General features: G+C 64.8%; 17 protein-coding genes and 1 tRNA gene. 10 read left to right on the top strand and 8 right to left on the bottom strand.

Annotated features, from left to right (window positions below):
* Positions 1-260: 260 nt before the first annotated feature.
* The 7 genes from ENJ37_10420 to ENJ37_10450 all read right to left on the bottom strand — a co-directional run bounded on the left by ENJ37_10420 (position 261) and on the right by ENJ37_10450 (position 7,133).
* The gene (locus tag ENJ37_10420) at positions 261-1,748 is read right to left on the bottom strand and encodes a glycine dehydrogenase subunit 2 (protein ID HHL40909.1); all 1,488 of its coding nucleotides are present in this window, start codon (positions 1,746-1,748) and stop codon (positions 261-263) included.
* A gap of 4 nt (positions 1,749-1,752) precedes the next feature.
* Positions 1,753-3,123: an aminomethyl-transferring glycine dehydrogenase subunit GcvPA gene (locus tag ENJ37_10425; protein HHL40910.1), complete on the bottom strand. Its 1,371-nt coding sequence runs from the start codon at positions 3,121-3,123 to the stop codon at positions 1,753-1,755.
* 1 nt (position 3,124) lies between these two features.
* Entirely contained in the window at positions 3,125-3,511 is a 387-nt protein-coding gene (gcvH, locus tag ENJ37_10430; GenBank protein ID HHL40911.1) for a glycine cleavage system protein GcvH, read from the bottom strand.
* Positions 3,512-3,584: 73 nt separating this feature from the next.
* Positions 3,585-4,676, bottom strand: a complete 1,092-nt coding sequence (gcvT, locus tag ENJ37_10435; GenBank protein HHL40912.1) for a glycine cleavage system aminomethyltransferase GcvT — start codon at positions 4,674-4,676, stop codon at positions 3,585-3,587.
* Positions 4,677-4,905: 229 nt separating this feature from the next.
* Positions 4,906-5,604 carry a 7-cyano-7-deazaguanine synthase QueC gene (queC, locus tag ENJ37_10440; protein ID HHL40913.1) on the bottom strand — a complete coding sequence of 233 codons (699 nt, stop codon included), beginning with the start codon at positions 5,602-5,604 and terminating at the stop codon, positions 4,906-4,908.
* Between the two features lie 151 nt (positions 5,605-5,755).
* Positions 5,756-5,841: transfer RNA gene (locus ENJ37_10445), tRNA-Ser, on the bottom strand.
* A complete protein-coding gene (locus ENJ37_10450; GenBank protein ID HHL40914.1) occupies positions 5,832-7,133 on the bottom strand; it encodes a serine--tRNA ligase in 1,302 nt (433 codons plus the stop codon). Before ENJ37_10450 ends, ENJ37_10445 begins: the two co-directional genes overlap by 10 nt.
* 202 nt (positions 7,134-7,335) lie before the next feature.
* Here ENJ37_10450 and ENJ37_10455 point away from each other — a divergent pair, with 202 nt between their 5' ends.
* From ENJ37_10455 to phoU, 10 genes are all read left to right on the top strand, one after another.
* Positions 7,336-7,761 (top strand): DUF2914 domain-containing protein, encoded by a 426-nt coding sequence (locus ENJ37_10455; GenBank protein HHL40915.1) that lies wholly within the window; start codon positions 7,336-7,338, stop codon positions 7,759-7,761.
* 55 nt (positions 7,762-7,816) lie between these two features.
* Complete coding sequence (locus ENJ37_10460) at positions 7,817-8,131, top strand: septum formation initiator family protein (protein HHL40916.1); 315 nt, start codon at positions 7,817-7,819, stop codon at positions 8,129-8,131.
* Between the two features lie 41 nt (positions 8,132-8,172).
* Complete coding sequence (hypB, locus tag ENJ37_10465) at positions 8,173-8,847, top strand: hydrogenase accessory protein HypB (GenBank protein HHL40917.1); 675 nt, start codon at positions 8,173-8,175, stop codon at positions 8,845-8,847.
* A gap of 53 nt (positions 8,848-8,900) precedes the next feature.
* On the top strand, positions 8,901-9,122 hold the full coding sequence (locus ENJ37_10470) for a HypC/HybG/HupF family hydrogenase formation chaperone (protein HHL40918.1): 222 nt from the start codon (positions 8,901-8,903) through the stop codon (positions 9,120-9,122).
* Complete coding sequence (gene hypD, locus ENJ37_10475; GenBank protein ID HHL40919.1) at positions 9,119-10,228, top strand: hydrogenase formation protein HypD; 1,110 nt, start codon at positions 9,119-9,121, stop codon at positions 10,226-10,228. The genes ENJ37_10470 and hypD overlap by 4 nt, the downstream gene beginning before the upstream one ends.
* A 169-nt stretch (positions 10,229-10,397) precedes the next feature.
* Entirely contained in the window at positions 10,398-11,408 is a 1,011-nt protein-coding gene (gene pstS, locus ENJ37_10480; protein HHL40920.1) for a phosphate ABC transporter substrate-binding protein PstS, read from the top strand.
* A 377-nt stretch (positions 11,409-11,785) separates the two neighbouring features.
* Entirely contained in the window at positions 11,786-12,715 is a 930-nt protein-coding gene (pstC, locus tag ENJ37_10485; GenBank protein HHL40921.1) for a phosphate ABC transporter permease subunit PstC, read from the top strand.
* The gene (gene pstA, locus ENJ37_10490) at positions 12,712-13,557 is read left to right on the top strand and encodes a phosphate ABC transporter permease PstA (GenBank protein HHL40922.1); all 846 of its coding nucleotides are present in this window, start codon (positions 12,712-12,714) and stop codon (positions 13,555-13,557) included. The genes pstC and pstA overlap by 4 nt, the downstream gene beginning before the upstream one ends.
* Complete coding sequence (pstB, locus tag ENJ37_10495) at positions 13,536-14,333, top strand: phosphate ABC transporter ATP-binding protein (protein ID HHL40923.1); 798 nt, start codon at positions 13,536-13,538, stop codon at positions 14,331-14,333. The genes pstA and pstB overlap by 22 nt, the downstream gene beginning before the upstream one ends.
* Before the next feature lie 44 nt (positions 14,334-14,377).
* Positions 14,378-15,043, top strand: a complete 666-nt coding sequence (gene phoU / locus ENJ37_10500) for a phosphate signaling complex protein PhoU (GenBank protein HHL40924.1) — start codon at positions 14,378-14,380, stop codon at positions 15,041-15,043.
* A gap of 173 nt (positions 15,044-15,216) precedes the next feature.
* On the opposite strand, the gene ENJ37_10505 is transcribed toward phoU, so the two are convergent.
* The coding region (locus ENJ37_10505) for a hypothetical protein (protein ID HHL40925.1) at positions 15,217-15,966 on the bottom strand (750 nt) is incomplete at its 5' end.

Consider the following 15,966-nt stretch of genomic DNA (forward strand, 5'->3'; position numbering starts at 1 on the left):
GAACCTTTTTGTAAAAAGGTTCCCTCAGACTCCCTCCAAAAACTTTTAATGCGAGTTGGTTTCCCCCTGTTTTGCCTGGCAAAACAGGGGGAAACCAACTCGTATTGAAAGTCTTTGAAGGGGGGCTGGGGGAAACTTTCTACAGAAAGTTTCCCCCAGTGTAATAAATCAGAGCTTCCCTAATCAGAAAATAATCAGAAATCGACGCGCGCGACGTATGAGCCCGAAGGCCGCTCTGCGTCCCTTCGTGACTACGACGCTCATGAAGATTCAACGGTTTTTCTTTGCCTACTTTCTTTTTCCCAAAAAGAAAGTAGGGGGCGGCGGGCGGCGGTGGTCTCGTCGACGCGGGCCACGTATGTGGTGTGGGGGGCGTTTTTAAGGAGCCGGGGGTCTTTTTCGGCCTCGGCTGCTATGGCTTCCATGGCCTCGATGAAGTCGTCGAGCGTTTCGGGCGACTCGGTCTCGGTGGGCTCCACCATGAGGGCTCCCTGTACGACGAGGGGGAAGTAGACGGTCGGCGGGTGGAAACCGTAGTCCATGAGGCGTTTTGCCACGTCCATGGTCGTTACGCCGTATGGGGTCAAACGCTTGTCCGAGAATACGCACTCGTGCATGCAGGGCTCGTCGTAGGGGAGGTGGTAGGTCTTTTTGAGACGCTCCTTGAGGTAGTTGGCGCTCAGTATGGCCGTTTCGCTGACGCGCCGCAGCCCGTCGTCACCGAGGCGGCGGATGTAGGCGAGGGCCTTGACCATGACGGCGAAGTTTCCGTAGAAGGCCTTGAGCCGTCCGATGGAGCGCGGGCGGTCGTAGTCGAACCTGAAGCCGTCGGGGCCTTTCGCTAACCTCGGCGTCGGCAGGTAGGGCTCGAGCGGCGCCGACACTCCGACGGGGCCGCTTCCGGGGCCTCCTCCGCCGTGGGGGGTGGAGAAGGTCTTGTGGAGGTTGAACTGTATGATGTCCACGCCGAGCCCTCCGAGGTCGACGAGTCCCATGAGGGCGTTGAAGTTAGCGCCGTCGCAGTAGACGAGACCGCCGCGGCTGTGGACGATGGCGGCGATATCCTTTATATGGCGCTCGAAGAGGCCGAGGGTGTTGGGGTTTGTGAGCATGACGGCGGCGGTCTGCTCGTCCATGACGGCTTCCACGGCCTCCGGCGTGACCACCCCGCGGCCGCCGCTCTTTACGGCCACCACGTCGAAGCCCGCGAGGGCGCAGCTTGCGGGATTGGTGCCGTGGGCCGTGTCGGGGATTATGACTTTTGTGCGACGCTCGCCGCGGTCGCGGAAGTATGCGGCCGCCATGAGCATGCCGCAGAGCTCGCCGTGGGCGCCGGCGGCGGGCTGGAGCGTGACGGCCGCCATGCCGCTGAGCCTTGTGAGGGCCTCCTCGAGCTCGCAGAGGATCTCGAGCGCACCCTGCACCGTCTCCTCGGGCTGGTACGGATGGATGGCCGAAAAACCGGGCAGGGCCGCCACTTCCTCGTTGACCTTGGGGTTGTACTTCATGGTACAGGAGCCGAGGGGATAAAAGCCCGTGTCGATGCCGAAGTTCTTCTGCGAGAGCCTGGTGTAGTGGCGCACGACGTCGGGCTCCGATACCTCGGGGAGTCCTTCGAGACAGTGGCGCAGGAGGCGCTCTCCCAGGGTCTGCGAAGGGTCTACCGCCGGGACGTCTGAAGGGGCGGGCTCCACGCCCCGCCGCCCCGGCGACGATATCTCGAAGAGAAGTCTTTCCGTCTCTTTCATGATCTCAAGGATGCTCCCTCAGGATGCTTCCCAGCGCGGCGCCGTAGCGGTCCATCTCTTCCCTGCCGACGGTCTCGGTGGCCGTAACGAGGATATGGCGGTCCATGGAGGCGAAGAACCTTTTGAGGGGCACTCCTCCGAGTATGTCTTTTTCGCGCAGCGCGGAGAGGACCTTTTCGGCGTCGCCGGGCACTTCGATGACGAACTCGTTGAACGTGGGGGCCGTGAAGGCGGGGCGCACGCCGTCCACGGAGGTGAGCGTCTTTTTGAGATACTCGGCCTTGGAGTGGTTGGTCCTTGCAAGCTCGGTGAGGCCCTCTTTTCCGAGGGCCGCGAGGTAGAGGGTGGCGGCCAGGGCCGCGAGGCCCTCGTTTGTGCAGATGTTGGACGTGGCCCGTTCGCGGCGGATGTGCTGCTCGCGGGCAGCCAGGGTGAGGCAGAAGGCCCGCCGTCCCTTTGCGTCCTTCGTCTCGCCCACGATGCGGCCCGGCATCTGCCGCACAAAGGGTCTGCGCACGGCCATGAAGCCGAGGCAGGGCCCGCCGAAGCTCTGGGGGTTGCCGAAGGACTGGCCTTCGCCCACGGCCACATCGGCCCCCAGTTCGCCGGGCGGCTTGAGCAGCGCAAGCGAGAGGGCCTCGGCCGTGACCGACACGAAGAGTCCGCCGGTGTCGCGGACGACCCAGGCCATCTCCTCCGTATCCTCGACGACGCCGAAGAAGTTGGGGCTCTGCACCACGAGGCAGGCCGTGCGCCCGTCGCAGTACTCTCTTACGGCCTCGGCGAGGGTGGCGCCCTTCTCGGTGCAGAAGGGGACCTCGACTATATCGTCCTGCGAGGCCTGAAGATAGGTCTTTATGGTCTCCACGTACTCCGGGTGGAGGGCGGAGCTGAGGAGCACGCGGCCGCGGCCCGTGGCGCGCCGCGCCAGGAGGACGGCCTCGGCGGCGGCCGAGGCGCCGTCGTAGAGGGAGGCGTTGGCCGCGTCCATGGCCGTGAGCCGGCAGACGAGCGTCTGGTACTCGAAGACGGCCTGGAGCGTGCCCTGGCTCACCTCCGGCTGGTAGGGGGTGTAGGAGGTGTAGAACTCGGAGCGCGAAAGGAGATGGCGCACCAGCGACGGTATGTAGTGGCTGTACGATCCCGCGCCGAGAAAGCTTGCAGGGCCGCCGAGAGAGCCGGGGACCGTGTTGCGGGCCGCGGCGGCCTCGAAGCGGCGGCGCAGGCGCTGCTCCGAGAGGCCCGGGCCGAGGGCGGCCGTCTTCTCTGTCTTCAGCCCGCCGAGCAGCCTGTCGGTGAGCTCCTCGATGGAGCGGCAGCCCACGGCCTCGAGCATGCGGGAGATGTCGCCGCCTGTGTGGGGGATGTAGGGCAACTTACTTTTCTTCTTCGATGAAGCCGCGGTACTCGTCGGCGCTGAGCAGCCCGTCGAGGTCGGCCTTGCTGGAGAGCTCGATCCTTATCATCCAGGCGTCGCCGTAGGGGTCGTCGTTCACCACCTCGGGGCTGTCCACGATGGCGTCGTTCACCTCGATCACCGTGCCGCTGACCGGCGAGTAGAGGTCGGACACGGCCTTGACGGACTCTACGACGCCGAAGGGCTCGTCCTTGGTCACCGTCGCGCCCTCCTGGGGCAGCTCGAGGTAAACGATATCGCCGAGCGAGTCCTGGGCGTAGTCGGTTATGCCCACCACCACGCTGTCGTTCTCCACCCTGATCCACTCGTGCTCTTTCGTATACTTGAGGTCCTTGGGAAACTCCATATGCAGCGCTCCTTTCTTGAAAGAGGGTCATGGGCCATGCGCGCCCTTAAGGGGTGCCGGCGCGCAGGGAACGTCACTTGCGCCTGTAAAAAGGCGGAGGCGTCACCACCGCAGCGGCCTCCCTGTTTCTTATCACGATATGGAAAGAGTCGCACGGCTCTTCGCCGTCGTTTCGTATGTAGGCCATGCCGATGGGCTTTTTGAGCGACGGCGAGAAGGTGCCGCTGGTGACACGGCCTATCTCTTCACCGTGGCGGGTCACGGCGTAGCCGCGGCGCGGTATGCCGGGGCCGACCATGGTGAAACCCACGAGCCTTCGCTTCAGGCCCGCGCCGCGCCGGGCAAGAAGCGCGGCCCTGCCCATGAAGTCTTCCTTGTCAAAGGCCACGAAGCGCTCGAGCCCGGCCTCCAGCGGCGTCGTCTCTTCGTCGAGCTCATGGCCGTAGAGAGGGTACCCCATCTCGAGCCTCAACGTATCGCGCGCGCCGAGCCCCACGGGCTTTATGGAAAAGCTCCGGCCCGCCTCCATGAGGGCCTCCCAGAGCGCCCGCGCCCGCCGAGGCTCTATGTATATCTCGAACCCGTCCTCGCCCGTGTATCCCGTCCTCGAGACCACGGCCTCCGAGCCGAAGAGGACGGTGGTGACGAAGCGGTAGAACTTGAGGGTCTCCACGTCGAAGTCCGCGACCCTGGAGAGCACGTCGGCCGCCCTCGGGCCCTGAAGCGCTATCTGGGCGAACTCTTCGCTGCGGTCCCGTATCTCGGCTCCTTTTCCCGCGTGCTCGACCATCCAGGAGAGGACCTTCTCCGTATTGGAGGCGTTGACGCAGAAGAGGAAACGCTCGCCGCCGAGGCGGTAGAGGACCGTATCGTCGAGCACGCCGCCGCCGTCGAGGCACAGCAGCGTGTACTGGCAGCGGCCCACGTCCATACGGGAGGCGTCGTTGGTCGTGAGCCTCTGTACGGTCTCGAGCGCCCCCGGCCCCCGCACCTCTATCTCGCCCATGTGGCTTACGTCGAAGACGCCGCAGGACGAACGCACGGCGAGGTGCTCGTCGACGACCCCCGAGTACTGTACGGGCATCTCCCACCGGGCGAACTCGACCATTCGTGCTCCGAGGGCCCTGTGCACGGCGTTGAGCGGCGTCTTCCTGAGGGTCAATATGCTTGTTCCGGATGCTGCGTTTTACGATGAGATTTTGAATTTTACCGAAAGAGGGGGCAATGTCAAAGGAAAAAATCCAGCTCCTCGAGGCAACCCTTATGAAAAAGAGGCTCCGCCTCTGCCGGAGAACCTTCGCCATCCGCCCACGGGCTGCCCCCGGGATCCTCTTCGTGACGGTACGGCGGTGTGACTAACGAGGGGGAGGAAGGGAGAAGAGAGGGCGCCCCTCTCAGTCGCAGCCCTCCGTTGCGCCCGCGGCATAGAGGACGGGGTCCTCCATGCCGGCCTCCCTGAAGCCCCGCAGCCTCAGCAGACAGGAGTCGCAGCGTCCGCAGGCGGGTCCGCTCGACCTGTAGCACGACCAGGTGAGCTCCAGCGGAGCGCCGAGCTCCGCTCCGAGCTTCACGATCTCCGACTTCCGCAGGTGGATGAGCGGCGTTACGATCCTCGCCGCCCCCGCCGCGGTTCCGAGCGCGGCGGCCCGCTCGAAGGCCCTGAAGAACTCCTCCCTGCAGTCGGGATAGCCCGAGCTGTCCTCCTCCACCGCTCCGATGTAGACGCTGCCGGCGCCGAGGACCTCGGCCCACGACACGGCGACGGCCAGCAGATGGCCGTTGCGGAAAGGCACGTAGGTGACGGGCACGCCCTCCCTGTGGAGCTCGCCTTCGGGCACTTCGATGGCCCTGTCGGTGAGCGCCGATCCTCCAATGGACCTCAGATAATCGAGCGAGACCACGAGCCGCCGCTCTATGCCGTAATGGTCGGCCACGGCCCCGAAGGCCTCGAGCTCGCGCGCCTGCGTCCTGTGGCCGTAGCCCGCATGAATTGCGGCCACGCGACGACCGTGCTCGCGCACCGCTACGGCCAGCGCCACCGTGCTGTCGAGCCCCCCGCTCGCCAGCACCACTGCATCGACCTTTGCATCCATAAAGCAAACTTTTCTCGGAGGGAAAACCTTTGCCCCCGATTCCGCGCAGCGGAATCATTCGTAATCGCGGGCGCAGCGAGGCGGTCCCGTAAGAGTTTCGGATGGAGTCCGAGGGAGGAACCCTGCCGGAAAGAGGCTCCATCAAGAAACATGGCGGAGGGTGAGGGACTCGAACCCACAAGGGCTTTCGCCCGCCGGTTTTCAAGACCGGTGCCTTACCAGTTAGGCTAACCCTCCGCGTCGCTGCTCCCCTTTTCCGGTTCGATGACTTCGAGCCCTCCCATGTAGGGTCTAAGGGCCTCGGGGACGACGACCGTACCGTCGCGGCGCTGATAGTTTTCGAGGATCGCCACCAGTGTGCGTCCCACGGCGAGTCCCGAGCCGTTGAGGGTATGGACGAACCTCGGCTTTCCTCCCATGGCGGGCCTGTATCGTATGTCGGCCCGCCTGGCCTGGAAGGCCTCGAAGTTGGAGCACGACGATATCTCGCGGTAGCGCTGCTGGCCCGGCAGCCAGACCTCGATGTCGTAGGTCTTGGCCGCCGAGAAGCCGAGGTCTCCGGTGCAGAGCGTGACGACCCGGTAGTGGAGCCCCAGCCTCCTGAGGACCTCTTCGGCGTGGGCCGTGAGCCTTTCGAGCTCGTCATAGGACGACTCGGGCGTTGCGAACCTCACGAGCTCCACCTTGTCGAACTGGTGCTGGCGGATGAGCCCCTTCACGTCCCTGCCGTAGGAGCCCGCCTCGCGGCGGAAGCAGGGGGTATAGGCCGCGTAGGCTATGGGCAGGGCCTCTTCGTCCACTATCTCCCCGCGGTGGATGTTGGTCACCGGCACCTCGGCCGTCGGTATGAGGTATAGCTCGGGCTCGGCCACCTTGAAGAGGTCTTCCTCGAACTTGGGCAACTGACCGGTGCCGACCAGGGCCAGGGCCTTGACGAGGAAAGGCGGGAGAACCTCGGTGTAGCCCTGCTCGCCGGTGTGAAGATCGAGCATGAAGTTTATGAGCGCCCGTTCGAGCCTCGCCCCGGCGCCGCGCAGCAGGGCGAAACGGGCGCCCGATATCCTGCCGGCCCGTTTCGTGTCTATTATGCCGAGCCGCTCGCCGATCTCCATGTGCTCGGCCGGCTCGAAGCCGAAACCGGGCCGCTCGCCCCAACTCCTCTCGACCCTGTTGTGCGACTCGTCGGCGCCGACCGGCACGGTGGGGTGGGGGATGTTTGGAACCGACAGGAGGAGAGCTTCCATCTCTTCATCGCAGGAGGCGAGCTCACGGTCGAGTTCCTTTACCGAGGCCGACACGCCCTTCATCTCCTCGACGAGCGCAGAGGCGTCCTCGCCCCCCTTCTTGAGCCTGCCTATCTCCTGGGAAACGGCGTTGCGCCTGGCCTTGAGCGCCTCGACCTCCCTTATGATCTCCCTGCGCCTTGCGTCGAGCTCCCTTATCCTGCCGAGACCATACCCACCCCCACGGGCGGCAAGACGCCCCTCAACCCCATCAATGTCTTCCCTCAATAACCTTATGTCAAGCATCAGCTACTTTCTGGGGGAAACTTTCTGAAGAAAGTTTCCCCCAGACCCCCTTCAAAGACTTTTAATACGAGTTGGTTTCCCCCTGTTTTGCCTGGCAAAACAGGGGGAAACCAACTCGCGTTAAAAGTTTTTGGAGGGAGTCTGAGGGAACCTTTTTACAAAAAGGTTCCCTCAGTGCAATAAATCAGAGCTTCCTTAGGATATGGGGGTGTTTCGAGGGGGAGAAATGGAGAGTGCCGTTATGAGAAGTTTTGTGATGATATCCGCGTTTGTTGCGTCGGTTCTGCTGGCGGCGGGGCCTGCGGCCGCCGCCCGGGTGGAAGTGGCCGTGGCGGCCCGGGCCGTGGAGAACAGGGAGCCCGTCGGCGTTGCCGAGACCTTTCCCGCCGACGTGGGCAAGGTCTACTGTTATACCAAGGTTGTCGGCGCGGCTGCGGGAGAGACGATAACCCATGTCTGGTACCATGGCGACAGGAAGATGGCCGAGGTGACGCTGAGCATCGGCGGGCCGAGCTGGCGCACCTACAGCTCAAAGCGCATTCTCCCTTCGTGGACGGGGCGGTGGAGGGTCGAGATCGTCGATTCCTCGGGCAACGTGATCGAAACGGTGCGCTTCGCCGTGGAGTAACCGCCGTGGCCGGTCTGCCCGTGCCGGCCGCGGCATTCCCCTGTACCGGTCGACCATGAAGCGTCGCTCTTCAAGTCCCCGCGGCAGAAGGTCCTACCTTACGGCGGCCTTCTGCGCCCTCATCGTCGTCATCGTGGCGCTGGCCGTCTTCGGAGACAAGGGACTGCTCGACGTGCTCCGGCTCATGGACGAAAAGGAGCGCATAGAGGCCGGAAACCGCGAGCTCGCCGCGGAGAACGAGCGGCTCGCCCGCGAGATAAGGCTTCTCAAGGAGGACAGGCGCTACATCGAGACCGTGGCCAGAGGCGAGCTCGGCATGGTGGGCCGCGGCGAGCTCATATACCTCTTCGACGACGGGGAGCGGCGCTGAGGGACCTTGCGCCGCGGCCGGAGACCGAGGGTTTCCTTGCCATGCACGAAATAGCCGTCAACGAGAAGATACTGGCCGCAAACGACGCCATCGCCGCCGCCAACAGGCGCTTTTTCGAGAGCCGCCGCATCTTTGCGGTAAACGTCATAAGCTCCCCCGGCTCGGGCAAGACCTCTCTCATCGAGGCCGCCGCCCGCAGGCTCGGCCCCCGCCTTCCCATGGCCGTCGTCGAGGGAGACATGACCACCGAGCTCGACGCCGAGAGGATCGGACGCTGCGGCGTTGCGGCCAGGCAGATAACCACGGGCCGCGCCTGCCACCTCGACGCCCACATGATAAGCCACGTCCTCGACTGGGTCGGCTCCCTGGAGGGACTCAGGCTCCTTATAATCGAGAACGTGGGCAACATGGTCTGTCCGGCCGGCTACGACCTCGGCGAGGCGGCGAAGATCGCCGTCATGAGCGTGGCCGAAGGCGACGACAAGCCGCTCAAGTATCCCGCCCTCTTCGCCGCGTCGCCGGTGCTCGTCATCAACAAGACCGATCTCCTCGGCCATACGGATTTCGATATGGACCGGGCTGAGGAGAACGCCAGGGCCGTGAACCCGGAGATCCGCATACTGAGGACCTCGTGCCGCACGGGCGAGGGCCTGGAGCGGTGGTGCGCCTTTCTCGAAGGGAACGCGCTGGCCCCCGAAGACTCGTCCACGCGCTGACCGCCCGCGGCTGCTTCGGGCCGGCGGCCCATGCGCAAAGGAGTGTTTTCCCCATGTGTCTTGCCGTGCCAGGGAAGGTCGTGGAACTCGGTCCGGCCGGCGCCGTCGTCGATGTGGCTGGGACGCGGCGCGAGGCGAGCACCATGCTGGTTGGGGAGCTGAGCCCCGGCGATTACGTCATTGTCCACGCCGGTTTCGTCATCGAGAAGCTCGACGCGGCCGAGGCCGAGAAGACGCTTTCGATGATAGACGAGCTCATCGGAAGTGGACGATGAGGTACGTAGACGAGTTCCGCGACCGCCGCAGGGCAGGGGAGCTCCTCGACAGGATCCGGCGGATATCGACGAGGCCGGTCCGCATAATGGAGATCTGCGGCACCCACACGCACACCATAGCCCGCTACGGCATCAGGGCGGCCCTGCCAGCTACGGTGCGGCTCGTCTCCGGCCCCGGCTGCCCGGTCTGCGTCACCTCGGCGCCCGACATCGCGCGCATCATAGAGTTCAGCCGCCGCTGCGACGTGACGGTGGCCACCTTCGGCGACATGATGCGCGTGCCGGGGCTCGACTCCTCGCTCCAGGAGGAGAAGGCCAGGGGCGGCGACATAAGGGTCGTCTACTCGCCGCTCGGCGCCCTGGAGACGGCCGGGAAGAACCCGGACCGTGAGGTCGTCCTCTACGCCGTCGGCTTCGAGACGACGGCCCCCACGGTGGCAGCCACCGTTCTGAGGGCGAAGGCCGAGGGGCTGAAGAACTTCTCGGTGCTGAGCCTCCACAAGCTCACGCCTCCGGCCATGCGGGCCCTCCTCGACTCTGGAGAGCTCGACCTCCAGGGCTTCATCTGCCCGGGCCACGTGACGGCCGTCATCGGCTCCGACGCCTACGCCTTCCTCGCCGACGAGTACGGCACTCCCTGCGTCGTCGCCGGCTTCGAGCCCGTAGACGCCGTCTACGGCATCCTCAGGCTCGTGGAGCAGATAGAGCAGGGCCGCTCGGAGATCGAGGTGGGCTACAGCCGGGTCGTGAGCCCGGAGGGCAACCTCAGGGCCAGGGCCGTCATGGACGAGGTCTTCGAGACCTGCGACGCCGCCTGGCGGGGCCTGGGCGTCATACCGGCGAGCGGCCTGGCCCTGAGGGACGCCTATGCCGACTTCGACGCCCAGAGGCGCTTCGGCCTCCCGGTGAACGAGGACGACCGCGCGCGGTGCGACCCGCCCGGCTGCGCCTGCGCCGACGTGCTCAAGGGACTCGTCACACCGCGCCGGTGCGCGCTCTTCGGCAAGGCCTGCACGCCCGAAACGCCCGTCGGTCCCTGCATGGTCTCCTTCGAGGGCACCTGCGCCGCCTACTACAAGTACGGCGTCGCGGAAGATTCGCCGTAGCGGCGCCGCGGCTACGGCTCCGCCCCCTCCATGCCGGCATCTCGGTCCGTCTTCGCGGCGCCGTGAGAATTCTCGGCTTCGTCATCACCGCGTAACACTGCTGTAACATCTGGGGTGTACCATGGTCTCACAAACCGGAAAGGAGACACAAGGTATCATGACGAAAGCGATGAAAGTCATGCTCGCAGCCGCACTGCTGCTGACCCTGACGGCCCCGGCGGGAAGGGCCGCGGCCGCCGAGACGCTAAACGGCGCCGGCGCAACCTTCCCGTTCCCCCTCTACTCGGCCTGGGGCTACGAGTACAGCAAGGCGGCAGGCGTAAGGCTCAACTACCAGTCCATCGGCTCGGGCGGCGGCCAGCGCCAGATATCGAACCGCACCGTCGACTTCGGCGCCTCCGACGCCCCTCTCACTCCCGACAAGCTCGACAAGGAAAGGCTTTTGCAGTTCCCGGCCGTAATCGGCGGCGTGGTGCCTGTGGTGAACGTCCGGGGGATAAAGCCCGGGGCCCTGCGCCTCGACGCCGCCGTCCTGTGCGGCATCTTCATGGGCGAGATAACCCGCTGGGACGACAAGGCCATAAAGGCCCTAAACCCCGGGCTCAGGCTTCCGGGCGGGAAGATCACCGTCGTGCACCGCTCCGACGGCTCCGGCACGACGGCCATCTTCACCACCTACCTTGCCCGCACCTGCCCGGCCTGGAAGGAGAAGGTCGGCGCCGGCAAGGCCGTCAAGTGGCCCGCCGGCATAGGAGGAAAGGGCAACGAGGGTGTGGCCAACTACGTAAGGCGCGTGCGCTCCTCCATCGGTTATGTGGAGTACGCCTACGCCAAGCAGAGCCGCCTCGCCCACACGAAGCTCAAAAACCGCGCCGGCAACTTCGTCGAGCCCTCCCTCGAAAGCTTTCAGGACGCGGCGGCGAGCGGCGAATTCGACCCGTCGCGCCACTTCCACCTCTGGCTCGTCGACGCCCCTGGCGGGAAGGCATGGCCCATAGCGGGCGCCACCTTCATACTGCTGGCCAGGGAGAAGAAGGAGGTGAACCGCAAGGTAGCCGCCTTCTTCGACTGGGCCTTCAAAAACGGCGACGCCACGGCGCAGCGTCTCGCCTACGTACCCCTCCCCCCGCAACTCAAGGACAAGATACGGGCCTACTGGAAGGCGGCCGGCATCTATTGATGACCCTGGGGGAAACGTGGGCCTGTGGCCCTTCTACAGAAAGGTTCCCTCAGTGCAATAAATCAGAGCTTCCTTTGTATATAGGCCGGCAACTCGGACGTTCGAGTCTCTTGGCGGCCGCTTGACCACCGTCAGCCCGCGGGCCTTGGCGGCCTTCACGTTTCAGACATCCCTTGCCTCCCTCCATCGCAAATGGTCTTGAAGTGGAGGTCCATATCTATTATTATGGAAGCTCCGATCTGTTCCACCGGGGGGACCGTAGGGCCGCGGCCCTTTTTAGAGAGGTTTCCCCGGTTAATCGATCATCGTTTCCTTATGTGAGCGCGGCCGCGGCCCCGGGGCCCGGCATACCACGCGGGGGTGGATCCCTGAAGTTGCTGAAGACCTCCAGGAAAGACCCGTTCGATCTGGTCTTCTCGGCCGTCACCGCCGGGGCGTCGTGGGTGGTGCTGCTGCTCGTGGCGGCCATCTTCATCGTCCTGCTCATCGAGTCGCTGCCCTCCATAAGGGAGTTCGGCTTCACGGGCTTTGTCTTATCCAGCGACTGGAATCCCGTGGAGGAGAGCTTCGGGGCGCTGCCGTCCATATACGGCACGGCCGTCACCACCGTCCTCTCCCTCGTCATGGCGGTGCCCGTCGCGCTCGGCATCGCCGTCTTCACAACGGAGATAGCGCCCTCCTTTCTCAAGGGCCTTATCGGCACGGCCGTGGAGCTCCTTGCGGCCATACCGTCCATAATCTACGGCATGTGGGGGCTCTTCACCCTGGCGCCCATAATGGGCGACTACATAGAGCCCGTGCTGCAGGAGTGGCTCGGCGGCCTGCCCGTGGCCGGCGCCCTCTTCGAGGGGACGCCCATCGGCGTAGACCTGCTCACGGCGAGTCTCATACTGAGCATCATGATAATCCCCTTCACGGCCTCCCTCTCGCGCGACGCCTTTTTGCTGACCCCCTCGGTAGTGAAGGAGTCGGCCTACGCCCTGGGGGCGACACGCTGGGAGGTCATACGCAGCGTCGTCATCCCGCACGCAAGGCTCGGCATATTCGGCGGCGTGGTCCTGTCGCTGGGGCGCGCCCTCGGCGAGACGATGGCCGTGGCCTTCGTGCTCGGCAGCAACCACGAGATAACGTCCTCGCTGCTGGACGCGGCGGCGACCATAACCGTAACCCTGGCCAACGAGTTCACCGAGGCCGACACGGATCTCTACCTCTCGGCCCTCTACCACCTGGCGCTCATACTCTTTGTCATGAGTTTCGCCGTGCTGGCGGCGGCCAAGTTCTTTCTGCTCAGGGCCGCAAGGAAATGACCCATCAGGCCAGGAGAAAAGCTGCCAATCTGGCGGCTCTGGGACTCTGCACGCTCGCCGCCTCGCTGGGTTTTTTCTGGCTCGTCTTCATAATAGGCGACGTGCTCTACCACGGCGTCGGCGCCCTCCGCCTCGACCTCTTCACCGAGGACCCGGCGCCGGCCGGCATCCCGGGCGGGGGGCTGAGAAACGCCTTCGTCGGCCAGCTCATGATAACCTTCTTCGCAACGCTCATAGGCGTTCCTCTGGGGCTCCTGGGCGGCACCTTCCTGGCCGAGTACGCAAGGGGCCGCCCGCTTGCGCGCCTTGTGAGCGTGCTGGCCGACATAATGGTCAGCGTGCCCTCCATCGTCATCGGCACGCTCATATACTCGATAATCGTGAAGCCCGCGGGCCAGTTCAACGGCTGGGCCGGCGCGGCGGCCCTGGCCGTCATAATGGTGCCCGTGGTGCTGCGCACCACCGAGGACATGCTCGCGCTCGTGCCCTGGACCCTGCGCGAGGCGGCCTTCGCCCTCGGCGCGCCCTACTACAAGGTCATCATACACATAACATACAGGGGCGCGGCAGCCGGCATCCTGACGGGCATACTCCTCTCCATAGCGAGGGTCGTGGGAGAGACGGCGCCGCTTCTGTTCACGTCCTTCAACAACAGTTTCTTCTCCACCGACATGAGCGAGCCCATGGCCTCGCTCACGGTGACCATATTCCAGTACGCCATGGGGCCCTACGACGACTGGCACGCCCAGGCATGGGCGGCGTCCCTGGTCATAACACTCTTCATACTGGCGCTGACACTCCTTGGGAGATTCGTTGTGCGATGGAAATACGGCAGGCAGTGAAAGATACAAGACCCGACGAGTCCGTGCTGCTCGACATCAAGGACCTGAGCTTCTACTACGGCGGCGCCGTGAGGGCCCTGCGCGGCATAAGCGTGCGCATAGCCCGCAACACCGTGACGGCCCTCATAGGGCCGTCGGGCTGCGGCAAGACGACCTTCCTGCGGTGCATAAACCGCATGCACGACCTCTATCCCGGCAACCGCTACGAGGGGGAGATCGTCTTCGAGGGCCGAAACATCCTCTCTCCGGAGACGGACCTCATCAAGCTGCGCAGCCGCATAGGCATGGTCTTCCAGAAGCCCACGTCCTTTCCCATGTCCATCTTCGAGAACATAGCCTTCGGCCTGAAGCTCAAGGGCATAAAGAGCCGCTCCGAGCTCGCCGACCGCGTGGAAAAGGCCCTGAAGGACGCCTTTCTCTGGGACGAGACCAGGGACAGGCTCAGCCAGCCGGCCTACTCGCTCTCCGGCGGACAGCAGCAGCGCCTGTGCATAGCGAGGGCCGTGGCCGTGGAGCCCGAGATAATCCTCTTCGACGAGCCCACCTCGGCGCTCGACCCCGTCTCCACCGCCAAGATCGAGGACCTCATCACAAAGCTCAAGGAGACGTACACGGTGCTCATCGTCACCCACAACATGCAGCAGGCGGCGCGCATCTCGCGCTACACGGGTTTTTTCATGACCGGCGAGCTCATCGAGTTCGACCTGACAAAGAAGATATTCACGGCGCCGGGGCGCAAGCTCACGGAAGACTACATAACCGGCAGGTTCGGCTGACGGGGCCGGGACGGGGGGAGCGAAGGGGCCGGCAAGGAGGAGAGATGACGAGGGACTTCTACCACAAGGACCTGAGGAGCCTGGAAGAGGGGCTCTACGAGCTCGGCGCCATGGCCGAGGAGGCGGTGCAGGCATCCATCGAGGCGCTCAAGGCCCGCGACTTCAAGGCCTCCGAGGAGATCATCAAAAACGACCTCGTCATAAACAAGAAACGCTTCGACATGGAGGAGCAGTGCCTGCTGCTCATCGCCACCCAGCAGCCCATGGCCGTGGACCTGCGCACCATAGCGGCCATACTCCACATAACCTCCGAGCTCGAGCGCATAGCCGACTATGCCGAGGGCATAGCGCGGATAAACCTCCTCATCGGCGACAGGCCCCTCGTAAAGCCCCTCATAGACATTCCGCGCATGGCCGCCAAGGCCGTGGAGATGCTCGAGAAGAGCCTTGCGGCCTTCAAGGCCCGCGACGCCTCGTCGGCCAGGGCCCTCTGCGACGAGGACGACGAGGTCGACGCCCTCTACGACCAGGTCTACCGCGAGCTGCTGCTCCTGATGATAGAGAACCCCAAGTCCATCGAGGGGGCCACCTACCTCATCTGGGCGGCCCACAACATCGAGAGGATAGCCGACAGGGTGACCAACATCGCCGAGCGCGTCGTCTTCATGGTCACGGGCCGCCTGGAGGAGATAAACGTCTCCAAGTACTGAGTCCGATTACCGGCGGAGAGGGCCACAGCCCCGCCTTTCCCCAGACCCCCTGCAAAGTGTTTTGATGCCGTCGGCGCAATAAAGCGGTCCCCGTGAGATCCGGCCCTGTGAAGGGGACGCCGGGCTCTTCCCCGGCGGGAAGCCCTTTGAGAAAGGGCCGCCTCCTGCCGGTCTCAATCGAAGAGTCCTTTCTGGACGGGGCGTCTTTTGCGGGTCTTTTTTTCGAGCCTGGCGGCGGTGACGAAGCTCTCGCCCAGCTCCCTTATGAAGGGCGATGGGACTGTCTGCCGCACGGCGCCGTAGACGAGGCGGCGCCGTGCCGAAGTGATGTAGAGGCGCTGCTTCGCCCTCGTGACGGCCACGTAGAAGAGGCGTCTCTCCTCTTCCATGTCGTCCGGGGCCGTCTCCCGTCCCCTGCAAAGGGGGATGGTGCCATCCTCGGCGCCGGCGATGAAGACGACGGGGAACTCGAGCCCCTTGGCGCTGTGGAGCGTCATGACCGTGACGGCCTCGGCCTCGATCTCCAACCGGTCTGCCGGGGTCATGAGGGCCGCCGACTCCACAAGGGCCGCGAGTGCGGCCCTCAGCCCCTGCGCGCCGCCGCGTCCTTGAGCGTCATGACCGGCATCATCCTCCAGAAGGGATGCGGCCGAGAGGAGGCTCTTCACCGCGCCCTCGCCGACGGCGAGCTTCGAGGCCTCGGCCTCGACGAGCCGCGTAAGGTCCGGCGGCGGGGCCTCCATGCCGCTCCAGTATCCGTCGTCGTCGCAGAGGGCCTGGAGGCGGGCGCAGAGGTCGGCGAGGTCCCCGTCTGGCGGGCCCACGACCCGGCAGGGCACGCTCGACTCCTCGAAGAGGGCCGCCATCTCCTCGCACCGGCGGTTCGTCCTTACGAGCACGGCGAAGTCGGAGAAGCCGTAACC

The sequence above is a fragment of the Deltaproteobacteria bacterium genome (genome assembly GCA_011375175.1).
In the GTDB taxonomy this organism is placed as follows: domain Bacteria; phylum Desulfobacterota; class GWC2-55-46; order GWC2-55-46; family DRME01; genus DRME01.